Raw genomic sequence first — 18,618 nt, 5'->3', positions numbered from 1 at the left:
GGGGTATTTATTCCTTCAACAGCTTGCGTGTCAAATGCTTATGGCCCACTTCTGCCCGCAAAAGGAGCATGCCAGCGGGTAGGTTGCTCACGTCGAACTGATGCTCGTGCGTTTTTTGCGGCTGGCCGAAGCTGTGCGTCTGAATCTGCCGCCCCATCGTATTGAACAGCCGAAGCATGGCCGGGGCGGGTTCGTCCAGCATGAGCCGGACGCGCAGCAGGTGACTTGTTGGGTTGGGCGAAGCTTCTAGCGTCAGGCCCGCCAGAGTAGGCTCGGTAGCCAGGATGATGCTCACGACCGTGGCTGTAGAAGTGGCCACGCACCCACCGCCCGTCACCACGACGACATAGCTACCTGCCTGTGTGGCGGTGTAAGTGCTGGTTGTTGCCCCGGTAATGACCGTACCATCACGTAACCACTGGTACGTTTGTCCCGTAGCCGTGGGGGTGCTCAGCACCACAGATGTACCCGGTTGCAGCGGCAGTGGCCCGGTGGGGATAATGGTGGCCGTTGGAATAGGCTGGCTGGTGAAGATAAATGAGATTGTTCCCGTAAGCCCCTGTCCATCTGTGGCCGTCAGGCTATATAAACCCGGCGCTGATGAAATAACCGTGTGCCTGCCTGTGGCGGCAGTGGTGGTTAGCGGTGACGAGTTGGCAAGCTGGGTGCGGAAAGTGAACGGGGCCGTGCCACCGCTAACGGTTGTAACGACCGTGGAGCTACTGCCCGCACAAAACGTGGTGTTGCCCGCTGCACTCAGCACCAGGCTTCCCACAGCCAGGCGCGTCACCGACGACGTAGCCGTGCAGCCATCCCGACTAACCATGACTGTATATCCCCCCGCCACCGTTGCTAGGTACGTGTTGTTGGTAGCCCCGGCAATGGCCGTGCCGTCACGAAACCACTGGTAGGTCTGGCCTACTATGGCCGATGTGCTCATCACTACCGACAGGCTCGTTCCGGTAGGAACGGTAGTTAGCCCGGTAGTACTGACAATGGCCGACGGACCGGGTTTTTGGGTGACAAACAAGCTCTGCGATGTACCCGTGCAACCTTTACTGTCAGTTACCGACAGACTATAATTTCCTGACACACTAGCTACCAGTGACGAGGAAGCCACGCCGCTTATGGGCAGGCCATCCTTGAACCATCTATATATGTATTGAGGGGTAGAGTCAGTTATGGTAGCTGAAAGCACGCTACTGGTGCCTTGGCAAAAAGACGCTGAGCCAACTACATCGATGGCTATTTTCTTTGTTAAGCTGGTAACCGAGGTGACATTAGTATTGATACAACCACTGTTGTCCGTTACTCTAACCGCATACGTTCCTGTTTTAGTTACGCTTGCACTATCGAGGGTAGAAATGGAGACATCTTCAGGATATTTAGGTGTCAAATCTCTGTAAAACCATTCGTAGCGATATGCCCCCTGCGTGTCCTTGAGTTCAGCCCGTAATGTAACTTTACTGTCAGTACAACTGAGTGCTGTTGATTGAATAGTGGAACTGAAACCACAGATGTTGAATGCGTATAATTCGCTACCGTTTTGGTCTGGATATGTAAGCGCATCGAAGAAAAAATACATTTTCTTATTGTTTATAATAGGCCTGTCATTTTTGTAAAATTTAAAATAAGTAAAATCATAATAACCTAAACTGGTTGCGCTTGTTTGGTTGTTACTTATTTTGCAAGCATTCAGGATGTCCCCTGAATATGAATAATCTAAAATATCTAGTTGAGTTGTTGTGAAAAAATAAAGATTACCTTGATGAACAAACGTATAGTTAGGCATAATATCTGGATACGCCTGGTTGGTTATCCGTGCATAATAGCCATAACTTGTATATGGTGGAACAACTATCTTTTCTATTCTGCCGCTCTCGTTTGTTCTGAAAAGGTAATTTTTCTCCCCTATCTTCTGATTTGCCGAATTTAAAAATGTATAATAAGCTTCGATATATATGTAGTTACCCACGTTATATCCCTTTACGTCACTTCGAAACGCTTTAGTTGTATTTGCAGGATAAACAATTAATTTATCCATATCTCTAAAATCACTAACTGAATTTATTTTCTTTCCCTTTTCATCAAGCGAATAGAGTGCGTTGGCACCAAAGAAAAGTAGCGCATTATTCATTGTAAATACGTTGCTGCCGTAGTCACTGTTCCTAAACGTTTGGACAAAAGGAGTTCCATTGACATCATACTGCTCTGCAAAAGGTACAAATAATCCTGTGCCAGCCTTTGTGCCGTCTGTACGCCATAAACCTTTGTATCCCCAGTAGTATGAATACCCATTCATAACATACTGTGCATTTTCTGCACCTGAATCGTTAATTAAAAACGTCCCAGCCGTTGTGCCGTCAGTTCGCCACAGACCCAGTTTATCAGTCGCAGTGAAACACCAGACATTATTCACCAGATTGATGTTGGCTCCAATACCTGCCAAATTGAAATCCTTTAGCTCATATATCCTTACTGTACCCATATCAGTACCATCTGTTTGCCAAATTTCAAATTTGAAATCTGATGTTCTCTCAACGATGAATTGCAATTGTCCATTTATAAAACCAACTTTACGTACGCTTCTGCGTATTATGTCTTTACCATCATACTTATTTAGTCTCGCCACTAATATAGTGCCTACTGTGGTGCCATCAGTACGCCATAGGTCAGAACTGCCATCGCCATTATCGTCAGCTATGAAGTACAGCTGTTGATTCTTTAGATCCGTAAAATAATAACTTATTTCACTGTTAGGTTTTGTTAAATTTGTGGTAATCTTTTTAACTAAATACGTTCCATTTGTTGTGCCATCGCTCCGCCAGAGCTGTTCACCATTCACTCCGTCGTTAGCTGAAAAATACAATATATTATTTAAGAATTTATATTGAGATGACTCAAATTTATTGCCTGAAAGTACGCTAGACTTTATTCCCGGATTAATATCTTTTACAAGTGATTGAGCAGGTATCACCTGCCCATATGTAAAAGACTGATAAAGATAAAAGGTAATAAACCAGCAAAAAATGATTGGTTGGGACGTTTTCATTGACTTAAATAAAAGTAGTTGTGAATGGGATAGACCATACCTCTACAGTATAGTGAAAGTGATAGTCATGGTTAATTCCTGAAGTCTATCGAAATCGACGGTGCCCCCGTTCAGGGCTGATGAGAACCCGTTTGAATCGGTGGTGCTGCGAACGGCATGGTCCAGTTCAGGGTGTTGCCACTCAACCGCACGGTGAAATAGCCCACGTTACTGGCCGTGGCCAACCCATTGCGCAATGTCAACTCAATGCCGGTCACAGCCATATACCGGGACTAGGTGTTAGTGGCAAACAGGTCGCTTACTAAGTGAACGCCACTGTTGGCTCGACATGATTGGGTAAGTCATGGGTAAGATTGATTATGGTGTGGATATAAAAGGCGGTTTGGGGTAATCAGAGGCACTTTTCGAAAGCCATATCCTCGCTCAGCGGATTGACCCGGTCGAGTTCTTCCAAGTTGCTGACAGTACCACTTGGCTGGGTAGTCTAACAACACAAAAGTATTTCTCCTCAGGTAGGAGACCTTTCTCAATCTCTGCGTTTATCTTTCTGACTGTTTCTGAATCTGTCCACAAATCATTCTGTTTCTTTCCCGTTTTTCAGCCGTATGGATACACCCGTTCCTTCGACTACTAAAAACGATATGCAGGCCCTGCGCGAGGGCATTCGTTCCCGGTACCGCACCTACCACCAAGCCGATCCTGATCGGTTCCCTATACTTGAGTTCAATACCAATCGAGCCAATTATATCCCGCTCCGTGACTCGTTTGAAGAAGAGTTTTACCGCGTAAGAGGGTACGACAAAAAGACCCCTACCATTAACATACCCAGCACCAATACACTGGCTCAGCTCTTCACCGATAATAGCTATCTGCCGGGAAAAAAGATGTTAAATACCTGCTATTCCTATGCTGAAGGGTACGCACAGGCTACTACCGCGCCAAATACGGAGCGCACTCAAGTGCCAGCAGTGAAAGCAACCAGCGTGTGGATAGGAGGGGGTATGTTGGGCGTACTTGTTGTTGGCGTTATACTATTCGTTGTATGGCAACGGGTTAAGCCTACCCCTGGTGGATTAGTCATTAAGCGTCCAACCGCAGGGAGCAGTGTGCCGCGTAATTTGATTATTGAAGGCAAAGTAGATCACGCAAAAACGGTATGGATCGTTGTTCGATCCAAGGTTAACAATCTGTGTTGGGTGCAGAAGCCTATTCAGGTAAATGACACTGGTGGATGGGTCGGAGTAGTATATGTGGGCAGCAACTCAGAAACAGACCAAGGGTATGGGTACCAAATTCGGGCGTTCGTTAATCCAAAAGACGAATTACACTGGGGGGATAAGCTCACTACCTGGCCCCAAGCTGAACTGGCTACCAATGTTGTTGACGTAGTAAGGACAAAAAACCTCTACTGAACCTAAGCAACTCACTATTTTCAGCATTCGACTGTATGGAACACGTAGACAAGTCGACCAATAACGCCGATATAAGTACGCTGCGGAAAGGAATCAAACGCCGCTACGCGCAATACCATGCTGCCAACCGGGACAAATACCCCAAGTTTGACTTCAATTCCAATCGGATTAACTATCAGCCGCTTAAAGACTCGTTTGAAGAAGAGTTCTTTGAACGGCGGCAGATTGACCGGATTAACAATCACCTACACATACCCAGCCTGAATACGCTGGTTCAACTTTTCACCAACGACGAGTACCTGCCGAGCCGGAAGATCGTAAACACGTGCCGCTCGTACGCACTGTTCGAAAACCCGCCGCTTGCTACCAGTGAGGTAGTTAGGGTAGCCAACAGTAGCGGTAGCCGAAGACAATTTCCAGCGTTGATAGTAGGTATAACCGGGCTTGTTGCGCTGGGGTTTGTTTGGGGCAGGCATTGGTTCACAGGGAATAAAGCGAGTGGACTGGTTATACAGGACCCACCTACTGGAAAGATCGTACCCCGCCTACTCCACGTGGCGGGTCGGGTTAGCAATGCCGATACCGTGTGGGTGGTCATCCATCCGGGCAAAGTCGATGAGCCATATTACTTACAGGACCCAATTCCCGTCAAAGCGGATGGTACCTGGGAAGGGCACGTCCTTGTGGGTGCCCTCGACCATCGGTCTGATGGCGTTCGTTTCGACATACGGGCTTTTGTCCGTATTAGTGGTTTATACAAAACGCAATGGGAAGAAGGACGATACGAATACGATTCGTGGCCTGAAAAGGCCGAGTGTGCAACCGAACCCATTACTGTGGTTCGGGGCAATCAACAATGAGCAGTAGCTGGTCGCCCTCGAAGACGTAGACTCACGAATCGGTTGTACGGCCACTATTGAAGCCCAGACAGCGGCGTAAAGTGCGTATACATCGACACATGACGCCACCTACGTCTACACACGGCGGCGACGGAACCGATTGTGGTTTTACTTTGTGCCGTACCTCCTTAACAATCGGAATTATGAAATCGAAGAATCTGGTCAGCCTGTCGGTTGCCACCGTATTTGCCGTGCTGTCTATCACGGGTCTGCTCATCTATTTTGGTCAGGGAAGCCACCTTGTCGAACACACCCACGCCTGGTTTGGGGTGCTGTTTGTGGCGGCGGCTATTTTCCACATTGTCAATAACTGGGCTTCTATAAAAGGGTATTCGACTGACAAAAAAACGGGTGGCATCCGACGCGAACTGATCGTAGCCTCGGTGGTGGCGCTGTTGTTTTTGGGCGGTATCGCCGCCGATTTACCTGGTTTCAAAGCTCTTCCCAATGGTGGGAAGGCTCTTTTTGGTAAAAAACGCGGTCCTGGTGGCCCTGAAGGTCGGCCCGGTCCACCCAATGGTCAACGGGGCGAAGGTCCTGAGGGTCCCGACGGTGAACGCGGCATGGGTGCTGAGCAAGCTGTACTGACCAAAACGGCCATCGATTCCATTGCCCGGCAGATGGTAGCGCAACACTTGGCTGCCAATGCCCAGACCATCCGGTTCGATACCACCGCCGCCCTTGGCCACAACGTGATCCTGGCGCAGGGAACAGCCACCCCCGCCAAACCCGGCAGCGCCAAATTCCGCTTCACCCAGGTCATAACCCTCGCCGACCACCAATGGAAAGTAGCCGCTAAGCAAACAGCACCGCTATGATGGGTGAATGGTGATATTGGCGATTACAGGATGTGGTGGCGGGGGGCGGGTAAGCTGGGGTACATACGCTCTAACGGTTTTTTAATAACACACTAATTGCGCTCCAATCTGGCTCATAGACCTTTGGCTCATCAATCATAAACGACCATCTGTCATGAAAACGCTTCAGATTTTTGCCGCTAGTCTTTGCCTCCTGGGTCTCTTTGCCACTGCCATACCTGCGCTCGGCAACGACAATGAAAAGAAAACTACCACGCGCACCGGCTGGATACCGTCTGCCTGTAAATCATTTATTGTGAAAACGATGTACAGCCAGGAAGACAACCTCACGGTCTGGGTGAGTAACAACAAACCCCAACGCCTCTCGATCCGTATTGTCGATCAGGAGGGAAAGGAGGTAGTTAATCATCCACTCTATAGCAAACCGCAGTCGCACGCAATCCGGTTTAGCCTACACGATTTACCCAACGGCGACTACCGCGTAGAGGTCATTGGTAGTCAGGAAAAGGTTACCAAGCTTGTTTCGCTCACCACGCCCGAACTGCCAACTCGGCAGGGCACCGTTGCCATTGTCAACCAATGACTAAAACCCAAGTGCCAGCTGCTTCCCAACCTCGTTTCGGTCCGTCGCTCCGTCGGTCGATTCGAGGTTGGAGAGCGACACGCCCAGCAGCCGGACGCCTTTGGGCAGGGGCATCAGCGTTTGCAGCATATCGTGGGTGCATTGGGTGAGCTGGGCGTGGCTGGCAATGGGTGAGCCAAAACTGCGGCTGCGGGTAATTATTTGAAAATCAGCGTATTTTACCTTCAATGTCAACGTGCGGCCGGTGCTGCGAATGCGTTCGCAGTCGTGCCAGAGGTCGTTGATGGGGCCGGTGAGACCGTCGATCAGGTCGTCCCAGTCGGTGAGGTCGGTAGCAAAGGTGGTTTCGGAGCCGGTCGATTTGCGGATGCGGTCGGGCTGCACGGGGCGGTCGTCAACGGCGTTGGCAATGGCGTGGTAGAACCGGCCCGCCTTGCCGAACTTTTGTACCAGAAAAGCCTCCGTCTGCTGCCGTAAATCGAGGCCGGTGAAGATACCCAGGCTGTTCATTTTTGCCGCCGTCACCTTGCCAATTCCGTGAAACTGCCCCACCGTGAGCGGCTCTACAAAGGCCAGCCCATGTTGGGGTTTAATCACATACAGGCCGTCGGGCTTGTCGTAGTCAGAGGCGAGCTTGGCCAGGAATTTATTGTACGACACCCCCGCCGAGGCCGTCAGCCCGGTGGCTTCGCGGATCTTGAGCTTGATCTCCTGCGCAATCTGCGTGGCCGACGAGATGCCCGGAATATTCTCCGTCACGTCGAGGTAGGCTTCGTCGAGCGAGAGGGGTTCAATCAGCGGCGTATATTCGGCAAAAACGGCCCTGATCTGGCCCGAAACGGCCTTATAGACCTCGAAACGGGGTTTTACGAACACCAGATCGGGGCAGAGCCGCCGCGCCGTGCTCGATGGCATGGCCGACCGTACGCCAAATACGCGGGCTTCATAACTCGCCGCCGCCACCACACCCCGCTCCCGCGAACCCCCCACGGCCACGGGCTTTCCACGCAAGGTTGGGTCGTCGCGCTGCTCTACCGACGCATAGAAGGCGTCCATGTCGATATGGATAATTTTTCGCTGCACCGGGTCGCGTATAATACAACACGAATATAGGCGAAAGGCGGAAAACGCGCTACCCCGTTACCCGGATGCTGAACGGGCCGGTATAACGAATCTTGCCCAGCAGGCTGATGTTGCGCACCACCAGCGGGGTATCTACGGTAAGCGTGTGGCCGGCGTTGACCCGTACAAATTCGGTAGCAAACGGCTTGCGCCCCACCGACCACACCGTTTTGTCGGCCCAGTTGCCGGTCTTAACCGTCTCGACCACCTTAGAAAACAACGACACCGTGGGGAATTCGAGTGCCGTGGTCGACGTCTTGAACAGCAGCGTATTAGCCTTGGCCACGTCTACCCCAAACCAGTCGTTGAGCAGGTCGGTGTAGACGCGGCGGAAGTCGATCTGCATCGGGATGTTTTTGGTGCCGTCGCTATTGACAGTTAGGTTGCTCAGGTCGGGGTTGAGGCCGATGGTGGGGTGCTGCACGTTCTGACCAAACACAAACATAGGCGCGGCAATACCGTGGTCGGTGCCCTTCGAGACGTTGGAGGTGGCCCGCCGCCCAAACTCCGAAAACGTCATGCCAATCACTTTGTCGGCGGTGCCTTGCAGGGCCAGATCGTCCTGAAACACCTTGATCCCGCCCGCCAGTTTGCCCAGCAACGACGCATGTGCCCCCAGCGAGTTATCGGCCGTATCGACCTGCGCCGAATGGGTGTCGAACCCGCCAAGCGAGACAAAATAGATCTTTGTTTTCAGGCCCCCGTGAATGAGCCGGGCCACAATCTTAAGCTGATCGGCCAGGGAGTTTTGCCCGGCGGTGGGGTAGGTTGCCCGCGTGGTGCCCGCGTCGAACGCCGCCTTGATCTGCGCTGCATAGCCCACCGAAAGCGCCTGCTGCTGCCTGATATGGGCAATTTTGTCGCCCGCATCGCAGCAGGGCAGGTAGTCGGGTGGGGTGGCGGTGGCACTGCCCACCAGGGTGTAAAAGCTGTTGGGGTCGTTGATGGCAATGCCCATCGACTGCACCGGGCCGAGCAGGGTGGTAGAGGTGAGGTAGCCAATTTGCAGCGCCAGCGGGTCTTCCATGGCGGCAGTCGGATAGGCGTCGGGGTAACCGGGATAGCGGTCGTCCAGGTAGCGCCCCGCCCAGCCCGTGTCGGCGTATTGGTTCGACGAAACCCCCGTCATCCAGATATCCGACGACCGTTGGTGCGACTGATCGGGGTTGGGGTAGCCTACGGAGTGAATCACGGTCAGCTTGCCGTCGTTATACAGGCTTTGCAGGCCCGTCATGGCGGGGTGCAGGCCGGTGGCGTCGTTTCCGGTCAGGGCCAGCACCTTGTTTTGCGGAATGGCAATGTTGCTCCGCAGGCTGTTATAGGCCGAGTACTGGTCGAGCGGAATGACCATGTTCAGTCCATCGTTGCCCCCGCTGACGTTGATAACCACCAAAATCCGGTCGGCCACGGCTGCATTGGTCATTAGCAGCGACTGCACCAGCGTCGAGTTTCGGGCCAGCGCATTCAGGCTGTACCCATTCAAAGCAATCGGCAACGCCAGCGACGACGTGGATTTGAGGAAGTTACGGCGATTCATGAGTGAAAGAGTGAAAGCCTGAAAGAGTAGATGGTGAAAGAGTGAATGGCGAAAGAGTGAAAGAGTGGTCGTTGTCTCTTGGCTGGGCGCCCCCGGCTCATATTGAGTGACGACGACCACCCTTTCACTCTTTCGCCATTCACTCTTTCACCATTAAAAAACATGGTACTCCGCCAGGCGGAGGAGGAATTTCAGAAGGTTCTTGAGGCGGTTGTTGACAGCCGTTTTGGCGTTGGCAATGGCCGACGTGGTGTAGCTGCCGGGGTAGGTGACGGTGCGGCGGTAGGTGTTCCACTCGAACTCCCAGGTGGAGCGCGGAATTGCCTGCATCATGATCGTGTCGATTAAAAAATCTTTCTGCACCTGCACCAGGTCGGTAGCCAGCAGGTTAGTCAGGAAGCTGTCGAGTACCTGTACGCAGGTGATGGGCGCCGTGCCGGGCGGGACCGAATTACTCACCGAAATGTCGCCGAAATTGGGCTGCAGGGCCACAGCGCGGGTCAACGGGGCAATATCGAGGTAGGTAGTGAGGTAGATCAGCTGCCCGTTGGTGAGGCGGTCGCTGATGTCGCTGCGCACGGCCATGGTGTTAGTGTTGCTCCAGAGTTTCGAGTAGCCCGTCTGGTAATACGGGTCGTAGCCAAAGACGGTCGGCTGATCGAGCAGGTCGAGTTGCAGGTCGCGGATTTTGCCGTAGAGGTACTCCATCGTTTTTCTGAACGGGGCATAGGGCGCGGTGAGGGGGGCAATGGGCAGCTGAAAAAAGCGCACCGTGCCCACCACAAACTCCGTCGGCGACTTGATCATGGCCCCGATGTTAGCCTCATCGTAGAAGATCTGGCTCGTCAGTAGCTTTTGCACGATGGGCTGAATCTGGTAGTTGCCCGCTACAAAAAACTGGGCCAAAGGCACAATGACGTTGGTTTCAATGTCGGCCGTGACGGTGTCGTTCACGTACCAGCGGTAGAGTTTCCGGCAAATGAACCGGGCCGTCTGGGGGTGATTCAGCAGCATGGTCACCAGGTCGGTCAGTTCCAGATCGCCTGCCGTAGCCCCTGTGCGGCCCGCAATGACTGTGTTATTGTACTTGCCCGAAAACGTCTTGGCTGTGCTGTCGTGCTTGGTGCTGGTGAAGGTGGTGGCAAAGTTGGTCGAGGCCTCCTTGGTGTAGTTGGTGTACTTCCAGCCGGTTAGCACGCGGGCGGCGTTCCGAACGTCGTCTTCGGTGTAATTGGCGTTGCCTGCCGCATCCACGGTGCCTACCGTAAACAGTTCCTGCAACTCGCGGGCGTAGTTTTCGTTGGCTTTGCCCGTGCCCACCTCGTTCATGTCGCCGTTGAGGTAGCGGAGCATGGCGGGTTCTTTGGTCATCTTCGTCACCAGGTCGCGGAAGTTACCCAGCGCATTGGTACGCAGCAGGGTAAGGTAGCTCCACACAAAGCGGTAGTCGTTGGTGATTTCGCGGGTGGTGACGAAATGATTCTGCCAAAAGAGCGTCAGCTTGTCGAGCAGGTTTACAGGCCCCGGCTGAATCATCAGGTTCAGCCACCAGTACTTGATATAATTGCCAAAATCACTGTTTCTGAGGCCCACATAGGCAATGTAATCACCGGCGGGGGTGGTGGCGTTTTGCAGAAAAGGCTGCCCCACCGTGGCCTGTGCATCGTCCAGGTCAACGGGTTGCGGCGGGCTGAGATTAACGTTGGCGAGTAGCGTCTGCACGGCCTGCGCTGCGGTGCGCCCGGTAAAGGCGGCAATTTCGGGCGGCGTGGGGCCGAACGTGGCCCGCCGTAGCAGGTGCGCCGCCGTCCGGGCCGTTAGGGTGGGGGTGTAGGGGTCCAGATAAGGCATAAACAGACCTTGCTAGTGGGTCGTCGACGGTGAGCGTAAGGGTTACTACTCAATCTGTATGAGTAGTAATTACGGCAAGTTAATCCATGTCTGCCGTTTTGCCTCGCTATGCCAGCAATCCGCTTACTCCATTCTTCCTCCTCCATTCTCCCTACACCTTTCCTCCCCTCTTTCTTAAACTCTGTTAAGACGACGCACGAGACGGGCTATGTTGGCGTTTTACGGGCATGAACGCCCAAAAATTTGTATCTTTGCAGCTTATGCGAAACCTCCAGAGAGTTGTTGTGTTGGTTGGCCTGTTGGTGCTGGGGCTTAGTGCGTGTACCGACTTCAACAAGGTGATGAAAAGCACCTCGGCCGACGTGAAATACCAGGCGGCCCTGAAGTACTATAAAAACAAAGACTGGTACCGGGCCGGCGTCCTGTTTGAAGAGGTCATCCCCCGCCTGAAAGGTGGTTCGGAGCAGGAGTTATCGCAACTCTACTTTGCTCACACCCAATACAACCAGAAACTATACGAGACCAGCGCGGCTTCGTTCAAGCGCTTCTACGAAACCTTCGCCCGGAGCGAATCGGCCCCCGAGGCGATGTACATGTACGCGCTGTCGCTGTTTAAAAGCACGCCCAACTTTAACCTCGATCAATCGGGTACTATTGGGGCAATGGCCGCCATGCAGGATTTCGTGAACTCGAATCCTGACAATGAGCACGTGCAGGAATGCACCGACATGATTGCCACGCTGCGCCGCCGCCTGGAACGCAAAGCCTACGAACGCGCCAAGCAATACTATAAGGTCAGCGGTTTTAGCATTGCCAACTACAAATCGTCGGTGGTGGCGATCAATAATTTTCAGCGCGAATTTCCCGACTCGGAATACAACGAAGAACTGTCGTACCTGAAGGTAGATGCTGAGTATAATCTGGCACTCAATTCGCTGGAAGAGAAGCAGAAGGAACGTTTTCAGGAAGCAGTAGCTTATTACAAAGCCTTTGCTGAAAAATACCCGAACAGCAAGTTTCTGAAGCAGGCGGAGAAAATGCAGGAGGGTAGTCAGAAACAACTCGAGCGCATTGCCAAAGAAGAAAAGGCCCGCGAAGACCTTAAAAAACAACAGCAGACCAACCCCAACGCCCCGGCAAAGGTGACATCAGCTAATTAATAGTAAACCAAACTTATGGCTTCCAATCCATCGATTATCACGCGCGACACAGACAAGATCGCGGCCTTTACGGGCAATATGTACGAGTCGGTTTCGATCATCTCGAAACGCGCCCGTCAGATTTCGACCAAGAACAAAGAAGAGCTAAGCAACAAACTGTCGGAGTTTGTGTCGGCGGTTGATAACCTGGAAGAGGTGTTCGAGAACCGCGAGCAAATCGAAATCTCGAAGTTCTACGAGCGCATGCCCAAGCCAACCACGCTGGCTACCGACGAATTTCTGGCAGGAAAAGTGTACTTCCGCTACCCGGAAGAAGGCGAAGCCGAGAAATAGTCCTTTCGTTTAACGAACCTCAACGCATCTCACGTCCTGTTTTCATACTGGGGCGTGAGATGTTTTTTTGTGAAGTTGCCCATGACACTTCAGGGAAAACGCATTTTGGTGGGGGTATCGGGCAGCATTGCGGCCTACAAATCGGCGTTGCTGGTGCGGCTGCTGGTGAAAGCCGGGGCCGAGGTGCAGGTGGTGATGACCGAGGGAGCCAAGGCCTTCATTACGCCGCTCACCCTGGCCACGCTCTCGAAACGCCCGGCTTTATCTGCCTTCGTAAGCAACCCCACCACTGGCGAATGGACCAACCACGTGGAACTTGGCCTGTGGGCCGATGCTCTTGTGATTGCTCCCGCCACCGCCCGGACCCTGGCCCGCTGCGCCACCGCGCTCTGCGACGACCTGCTGTCGGCGGTGTACCTGTCGGCGAAGTGTCCGGTGTTTTTTGCGCCCGCCATGGACCTCGACATGTATCGTCACCCCGCTAATCGAGACAACCTGGCCCGGCTACAATCGTTTGGTAATCAGCTTATTGATGCTGAGTATGGAGAGCTGGCCAGTGGTCTGGTAGGCGAGGGGCGGCTAGCTGAACCCGAAACCATCGTGCAGGCGTTGGTGCGGCATTTTGCCAAAAATCCGGCCGTGGCCGGTAAGCGCGTACTCATCACGGCCGGTCCTACGCAGGAACCCATCGACCCGGTGCGCTACATCAGCAACCACTCCACGGGCAAGATGGGCCTCGCCATTGCGAACGCCTTTGCCCAGGCCGGGGCCGAGGTCACGCTCGTGTGCGGCCCTACGCACCTGCCCACGTCCGACGCCAGCATCCGGCGCATCGACGTGCGGTCGGCGCAGCAGATGTATGAAGCCGCCGCCGGGGCGTTTCCCACTGCCGATCTGGTGATTTTGAACGCCGCCGTGGCCGACTACACACCGCTACACCCCGCCGACAAAAAGATCAAGAAAAAAGAGGCGCAGTTCACCATTGAACTGGGTAAAACCGTCGATATTGCCGCCACGCTGGGGGCACAAAAAAAGCCCGGCCAACTGCTCATGGGCTTCGCGCTGGAGACCGATAATGAACAGCAAAATGCCCTTGACAAGCTGGAACGCAAGCATTTGGACTGGATCGTGCTCAACTCCCTCCGCGACGCCGGGGCTGGTTTCGGACACGATACCAACAAGATAACCGTTATGAGTAAGGGTGGCACCGCGCAGGTGTTCGACCTGAAAACCAAAGCCGACGTGGCCGCTGATTTGCTGGCGCTCGTGGCAGAGAAGTGGGGAAACATTGACCAGTAAACCTATGAAACAATTACTCAGTACGCTGCTTGTGTTCCTGGGCCTGTCGGTGGCGGCGCTGGCGCAGGAACTGAACTGCACCGTAAACCTGAATACCGACCAGCTTTTTGCCCAGCAGAAAACCGACTTTTCGTATTTCAGTCAGCTGAAAGGCCTGATTACGGAGTTTATGAACACCCGCCGCTGGACGAATGACCAGTTTGCTCCTGCCGAAAAGATCAATTGTACGCTGAATATCAACCTGTTGAAGTCGGTGACGCAGGGCGTATTTGAAGGTACGGCGCAACTGATCGTGACGCGGCCGGTGTATGGCAGCAACTACCAGACCACCACGCTTAGCTACGTCGACAAGGCGTTTAACTTTTCGTGGTTGCCAACCACGCCCGTGTTCTATCGCGAAAATCAGTTCGCCGACGATCTTACGCAGACACTGGCTTTTTATGCCAATATTGCCCTGGCCGTCGATTACGACTCGTTTGGCAAGCAGGGTGGCAACCCCTACATTCAGCGGGCCTATCAGATCATGAATTTGGCCCAGCCCCCCGCCTCGGGAAATCCCGCCTGGACCGCGCAGGGCGACCGCCGCAACCGGTACTGGCTTATCGAAAACCTGCAAAGTCAGCAGGTGCTCACCTTCCGCGACGGGTTCTATACCTACCACCGGCTGGGGCTGGATGCCTTTGCGCAGAACCCCATCCAGGCCCGAAAATATACTATGGATTTGCTCACCAATATGCGGCAGATCACCCTCCAAAAACCCGGTGCCGTGCTGCTCAACGCCTTTTTCGACGCCAAATCTGACGAACTGCTGAACATTCTGGCCGAGGGCACCCGCGACGAACGCAAACGCGCCTACGACCTGCTCTCCTTCCTCGACCCCACCAAAACTGAGAGTTATAGAAGGTTATTAAATTAGTGAATGATGTACAATGTATAATGGCTCCGCGTTCCGAATGCTTCAGTGCGGAGCCATTGTTCATTGTACCGCATCGGCGGACCGATTATTCATTGTACATTAAAACTCTTTCCCCCTCCTTGATTGTTCTTTTTACGTATGCTATCGCACCTGTTGATAAAAAACTACGCGCTGATTGAGCAGTTGGAAATGGTACCCGACAAAGCCCTGAATATCATCACGGGTGAGACGGGAGCGGGTAAATCGATCATGCTGGGGGCCATTGGCCTGCTACTAGGCAACCGCGCCGACACCCGCGTTTTGTACGATCCAACCGTTAAGTGCGTCATTGAAGGCTCGTATGAAGTGGCGGGCTATGTGATTGAAACCATTTTTGAGGAGGAAGAACTCGACTACGCCCCTACCTGCATTGTGCGGCGCGAGATCAGTGCCAGCGGCAAGTCGCGGGCGTTTGTCAATGATACCCCCGTTAACCTGGACACCCTCCGCCGTGTCACGAGTCAATTGATGGACATCCACTCGCAGCACGACTCGGTGCTGCTGGGTTCTAACGAATACCAGCTTCAACTGGTAGACACCTACGCCCAGGACGATGACCGATTGCGTACGTACCGTGCTGATTACCAAGTCTATCGCCACCGACAGTCGGTATATGATAACCTGCTGAACGAAGCCGGGGCCATGCGCCGCGAGTTTGATTTTAACAATTTTCTGTATGAAGAACTGGCCAAAGCCAACTTGGTTGCCGACGAACAGGAGAGCCTGGAGCAGGAACTGAACGTGCTCGATAACGCGGGTGAGATCAAAGAGCGGCTGCTGATGGCGTATGAGTACATCGACAACCCGGAGCAGTCGGTGGTGGCGTTGCTGAAAAGCGCGGTGGGTTGCCTGAACCAGGTAGCCAAAGTGGCCGACCAATACAAGCCCATGCAGGAACGCGCCCAGAGCGCCCTGATTGAACTCCGCGATCTGGCGGGCGAAATCAGCACGGAGGAAGAAAACGTGGATATTGACGGGGGCCGTGCCGATACCATCCGTCAGCGGCTGAACCTGATCTACCAGCTACAGACCAAGCACCAGACTACCGACGTGGCCACGCTCATTGCCATTCGCAATGACCTGGAAACGAAGGTAAGCAAGGTACTGAACCTCGACGATGAGCTAGCGAAGGCGAAGACCAAAGCCGAGGCTGCCCACAAAAAGATGATGGCCAGCGCCGAAGCCCTCTCCAAGGCGCGGCGGGCGGTGCTCAAACCCATCGAGAAAGAAATTGGCGGTTTGCTCAACGATCTGGGTATGCCCAACGCCTCGTTGCAGATTCAGGCCGAACATGGCAAACCCACCCCAACGGGCATCGACACGGTGACGTTTTTGTTTAGCGCCAACAAAGGCATTAAGCCACAGCAACTGAAAAACGTGGCCTCTGGCGGCGAATTCTCCCGCCTGATGATGGCCATCAAATACATCCTGGCCAGTCGGCGGTCGTTGCCCACCATCATTTTCGATGAGATCGATACGGGGGTTTCGGGCGAGATTGCGATCAAGATGGGCCATATGATGCGCGACATGGCGGGGAGTCACCAACTTATTGCCATCACCCACCTGCCGCAGATTGCTGCGCAGGGTACGGCCCATTATTTTGTGTACAAAGATCATTCTGCGGCCAAAACCGTAAGCCGGGTGAAGAAACTAACCGTCGACGAGCGGGTGCAGGAAATTGCCCAGATGATTGGCGGCAAGAACCCCACGCCGAGCGCTATCAGCAGCGCCCGCGAAATCTTAGAACAAAACGCAGTGGCATAAATGAGGTTTGTAGTTGGTGGTTGCTGTCGCGAAGCAACCACCAACTACAAACCCCCTCCCCCCCTCCATGAAAAACACACTCTACGCCGCTGCGGTGGCATTTTCGGTTTTTGCCTGTGGTCCGGCCCCTAAAACCGACGAAACAAAAACGCCGGGTAGCCCCCTCGATAAAGCCGAAATGGCGGTGATGGCCGTTCACGACGAAGTGATGCCGCGTGTGGACGATATGATGAAGCTGAAGAAGCAGATAAGCACCCGCATAGCCAAACTCGACAGCCTCGAGGCCACCCCTACTGAGCGGGTGCGGGCCGACGAAGAACAAGCGCAGGGACGGCTTATTGTGCGTCGCCTCACCGAAGCCGACAGCCTGATGTTTGCCTGGATGAATGGCTATAATGGCGATACGTTAAAAAAACTGCCCGAAGCCGAAGCACTTCGCTACCTCGACGGGCAACAGAAAAAAGTAGACGATGTTAAATCGAAAATCAATCAGAGTATTCAACAAGCCAAAGCCTACCTTAATCAGTAGCGGTTGGTTTGTTGCCTTTGCCTTATTGCTCCTGGCTGGCTGCGCCGGTGGGGGCAACGACAAGCTACCCATTTTGGGTCAGCGCGAGGCCGTGACAAAGCAGGTAGATGGCAAAATCGTGACCGATTCGGTCTACCACACTATTCCCGACTTTGCGTTTGTGAGTCAGTATGGCGATACGGTTACGGCCAAGACGCTGGCGGGCAAAGTGTATGTGGCCGACTTTTTCTTCACGTCGTGCCCCACCATCTGCCCGAAGATGAAGACGCAGTTGAAGCGCGTTTATGAAAAATTCGGCAAGGACAATCGGGTGATGCTGCTCTCGCACACGATAGACCCCAGCCACGACACCGTGCCCGTGCTGAAGGCCTTTGCCGACCAACTAGGCGTGACGGGCCGCAACTGGCTCTTCGTAACCGGCGACCGCGACAAGATCTACGACATTGGCCAGAACAGCTACATGGTCACGGCGGCTCAGGATGCCTCAGCACCCGGCGGCGTTGTCCACAGCGGCGCGTTTATCCTGGTCGATACCAACCGCCACATTCGCGGCATCTACGATGGCACCCAACCCGACGCCGTGGATAAACTCATGGTCGATCTGACGAAATTGCTAGGGGAAGAAAAATGAATGTACAATGAGACGTAAGTTTGGTCTTGGCTCTGAATAAATTAATAATGCGATGCTGGCTATTGAAAATAAGAATTGTTTACGTAGAAAATTGACTAACAGAAACTTTGTACTTAAACGTACTGGATACGCATTGTTCATTATACATTGTACATTGTACATTTCTTTTTTTTCCTGCCAATCGAAAGAAGAAACGGATCGGCAAAAATATATTTCGGAGGGGATTGCGCTGTATAAAAATAACTGCGCCAACTGCCATCAGGCCGACGGCGCCGGGCTGGCGGGTCTGTATCCTCCCCTGGCCGGATCTGATTATTTGAAGGCCAACAAAAACGCCGTGATCTGCTCGATCAAGTACGGGCAGCAGGGACCGATTGTGGTCAATGGCAAGCATTACAACCGCGTGATGCCCGCCCAACTAGGCCTAAGCACCCTGGAAGTGGCCGAGATCACGACTTATATCTACCACAAATGGGGCAACGAAGATGGCATGATCACCGCCAAAGAAGTACAGCCTATTTTGGATGAGTGCGAAAAGCAGGGAGCAGGGAGCAATGAGCAAAAAACACAGTAGATTAACGGGGAGCATATAGATTGAGTGAGCGTATTGCTGACCGGTCCGCCGGTGCGGCCTGGCCCTTCGACTAGGCGTCCCCGACAGGCTCAGGGTGAC

General features: G+C 53.3%; 17 protein-coding genes. 12 read left to right on the top strand and 5 right to left on the bottom strand.

Annotated elements, in window-relative coordinates:
• Nucleotides 1–7: 7 nt before the first annotated feature.
• Together J2I48_RS22605 and J2I48_RS22600 are read right to left on the bottom strand one after the other, a co-directional pair.
• Nucleotides 8–3,052 carry a T9SS type A sorting domain-containing protein gene (locus J2I48_RS22605; protein WP_207337782.1) on the bottom strand — a complete coding sequence of 1,015 codons (3,045 nt, stop codon included), beginning with the start codon at nt 3,050–3,052 and terminating at the stop codon, nt 8–10.
• Nucleotides 3,053–3,162: 110 nt separating this feature from the next.
• On the bottom strand, nt 3,163–3,315 hold the full coding sequence (locus J2I48_RS22600; protein WP_207337781.1) for a hypothetical protein: 153 nt from the start codon (nt 3,313–3,315) through the stop codon (nt 3,163–3,165).
• 342 nt (nt 3,316–3,657) lie between these two features.
• Here J2I48_RS22600 and J2I48_RS22595 point away from each other — a divergent pair, with 342 nt between their 5' ends.
• The 4 genes from J2I48_RS22595 (at nt 3,658) to J2I48_RS22580 (ending at nt 6,764) form a co-directional block, all read left to right on the top strand.
• Nucleotides 3,658–4,464 carry a hypothetical protein gene (locus tag J2I48_RS22595; protein ID WP_207337780.1) on the top strand — a complete coding sequence of 269 codons (807 nt, stop codon included), beginning with the start codon at nt 3,658–3,660 and terminating at the stop codon, nt 4,462–4,464.
• A 35-nt stretch (nt 4,465–4,499) separates the two neighbouring features.
• Entirely contained in the window at nt 4,500–5,324 is an 825-nt protein-coding gene (locus J2I48_RS22590) for a hypothetical protein (RefSeq protein ID WP_207337779.1), read from the top strand.
• Between the two features lie 182 nt (nt 5,325–5,506).
• Nucleotides 5,507–6,181 carry a DUF4405 domain-containing protein gene (locus tag J2I48_RS22585; RefSeq protein ID WP_207337778.1) on the top strand — a complete coding sequence of 225 codons (675 nt, stop codon included), beginning with the start codon at nt 5,507–5,509 and terminating at the stop codon, nt 6,179–6,181.
• Nucleotides 6,182–6,335: 154 nt separating this feature from the next.
• Nucleotides 6,336–6,764: a DUF3244 domain-containing protein gene (locus J2I48_RS22580; protein WP_207337777.1), complete on the top strand. Its 429-nt coding sequence runs from the start codon at nt 6,336–6,338 to the stop codon at nt 6,762–6,764.
• On the opposite strand, the gene dinB is transcribed toward J2I48_RS22580, so the two are convergent.
• The 3 genes from dinB to J2I48_RS22565 all read right to left on the bottom strand — a co-directional run bounded on the left by dinB (nt 6,765) and on the right by J2I48_RS22565 (nt 11,274).
• Nucleotides 6,765–7,859, bottom strand: coding sequence for a DNA polymerase IV (gene dinB, locus J2I48_RS22575; protein ID WP_207337844.1), 1,095 nt, complete (start codon nt 7,857–7,859; stop codon nt 6,765–6,767).
• A gap of 37 nt (nt 7,860–7,896) precedes the next feature.
• Complete coding sequence (locus tag J2I48_RS22570; protein ID WP_207337776.1) at nt 7,897–9,423, bottom strand: DUF1501 domain-containing protein; 1,527 nt, start codon at nt 9,421–9,423, stop codon at nt 7,897–7,899.
• Between the two features lie 153 nt (nt 9,424–9,576).
• A complete protein-coding gene (locus J2I48_RS22565; protein ID WP_207337775.1) occupies nt 9,577–11,274 on the bottom strand; it encodes a DUF1800 domain-containing protein in 1,698 nt (565 codons plus the stop codon).
• Between the two features lie 260 nt (nt 11,275–11,534).
• Between J2I48_RS22565 and J2I48_RS22560 the strand changes: the two genes are divergently transcribed.
• From J2I48_RS22560 to J2I48_RS22525, 8 genes are all read left to right on the top strand, one after another.
• A complete protein-coding gene (locus J2I48_RS22560) occupies nt 11,535–12,434 on the top strand; it encodes an outer membrane protein assembly factor BamD (RefSeq protein ID WP_207337774.1) in 900 nt (299 codons plus the stop codon).
• Nucleotides 12,435–12,449: 15 nt separating this feature from the next.
• Nucleotides 12,450–12,767: a DNA-directed RNA polymerase subunit omega gene (locus J2I48_RS22555; protein WP_207337773.1), complete on the top strand. Its 318-nt coding sequence runs from the start codon at nt 12,450–12,452 to the stop codon at nt 12,765–12,767.
• Between the two features lie 81 nt (nt 12,768–12,848).
• On the top strand, nt 12,849–14,066 hold the full coding sequence (gene coaBC, locus J2I48_RS22550; protein ID WP_207337772.1) for a bifunctional phosphopantothenoylcysteine decarboxylase/phosphopantothenate--cysteine ligase CoaBC: 1,218 nt from the start codon (nt 12,849–12,851) through the stop codon (nt 14,064–14,066).
• A 4-nt stretch (nt 14,067–14,070) separates the two neighbouring features.
• A complete protein-coding gene (gene porD, locus J2I48_RS22545; protein WP_207337771.1) occupies nt 14,071–14,982 on the top strand; it encodes a type IX secretion system protein PorD in 912 nt (303 codons plus the stop codon).
• Nucleotides 14,983–15,120: 138 nt separating this feature from the next.
• Nucleotides 15,121–16,785, top strand: a complete 1,665-nt coding sequence (gene recN, locus J2I48_RS22540) for a DNA repair protein RecN (protein WP_207337770.1) — start codon at nt 15,121–15,123, stop codon at nt 16,783–16,785.
• A 67-nt stretch (nt 16,786–16,852) separates the two neighbouring features.
• Nucleotides 16,853–17,314 carry a viral A-type inclusion protein gene (locus J2I48_RS22535; protein WP_207337769.1) on the top strand — a complete coding sequence of 154 codons (462 nt, stop codon included), beginning with the start codon at nt 16,853–16,855 and terminating at the stop codon, nt 17,312–17,314.
• Complete coding sequence (locus tag J2I48_RS22530; RefSeq protein WP_207337768.1) at nt 17,256–17,945, top strand: SCO family protein; 690 nt, start codon at nt 17,256–17,258, stop codon at nt 17,943–17,945. Before J2I48_RS22535 ends, J2I48_RS22530 begins: the two co-directional genes overlap by 59 nt.
• A 154-nt stretch (nt 17,946–18,099) precedes the next feature.
• Nucleotides 18,100–18,519, top strand: coding sequence for a c-type cytochrome (locus J2I48_RS22525; RefSeq protein ID WP_310587301.1), 420 nt, complete (start codon nt 18,100–18,102; stop codon nt 18,517–18,519).
• Nucleotides 18,520–18,618: the final 99 nt, after the last annotated feature.

Origin of the sequence: Fibrella aquatilis (assembly GCF_017353255.1) — a bacterium.
In the GTDB taxonomy this organism is placed as follows: domain Bacteria; phylum Bacteroidota; class Bacteroidia; order Cytophagales; family Spirosomataceae; genus Fibrella; species Fibrella aquatilis.
Note: the sequence above shows the minus strand (reverse complement) of the source record. Positions and strands in the feature narration are given on the sequence as shown.